Source organism: Psychrobacter sp. 1U2 (genome assembly GCF_051847575.1).
The window spans coordinates 1-810 of sequence record NZ_JBPYDC010000837.1 but is presented as its reverse complement, the minus strand read 5'-3'; the positions used below and the strand labels follow the sequence as shown (position 1 = coordinate 810).

Annotated in this window: 1 protein-coding gene; it reads right to left on the bottom strand. The window is 48.8% G+C overall.

Translation table 11 applies throughout. The features are described 5' to 3' along the window. Window positions 1-806 (bottom strand): adenosylhomocysteinase (locus tag ACS8FD_RS19035; RefSeq protein ID WP_439277009.1); only part of this gene is annotated, 806 nt, incomplete at its 3' end. Between the last annotated feature and the right edge of the window lie 4 nt (window positions 807-810).

Below are 810 nucleotides of genomic sequence, written 5' to 3'. Positions count from 1 at the left end.
ATAGCACAGATAGGATCGACTTCTGATACTCGTACGATCATGCCTTCTTGGCGTAAGCTTTGGGTTGAGCCTTTACCCACATCGCCATAACCGATAACTAATGCGCGGCGACCAGCAAGGAACATGTCAGTAGCACGTTTGATAGCGTCATTTAAGCTATGACGGCAGCCATATTTGTTGTCGTTTTTAGACTTGGTAACCGCATCGTTGACGTTGATTGCAGGTACTTTTAGCGTGCCTTTACCCAGCATCTCAACCAAGCGATGCACGCCAGTGGTGGTCTCTTCTGAGATACCGTGGATGTTATCAAGCATCTGGGCATAATCGTTATGAATTAACGCGGTTAAATCGCCGCCATCATCCAAGATTAAGTTAGCATCCCAAAGCTGACCTGATTCTTCGCCGCCAACGTGGATTTGTTGACGCAAGCACCATTCGTACTCTTCTTCTGTTTCGCCTTTCCAAGCAAATACAGGCACACCCGCAGCAGCAATAGCTGCAGCAGCATGGTCTTGAGTTGAGAAGATGTTACATGAAGTCCAGCGTACTTCAGCACCTAGCGCGACTAATGTCTCGATAAGAACGGCAGTCTGAATCGTCATGTGGATACAGCCAGCGATTTTGGCGCCTTTAAGCGGTTGCTCATCGTGGTAGCGACGACGCAGACCCATGAGGGCAGGCATTTCGGCTTCGGCTAGCGTGATTTCACGGCGACCATAATCAGCAAGGCTGATGTCAGCAACTTTATAGTCGGTGAAAGAGGGGTTGATCGTATGGGCAGATGGTATGTTAGACACTGCGTCCATAATA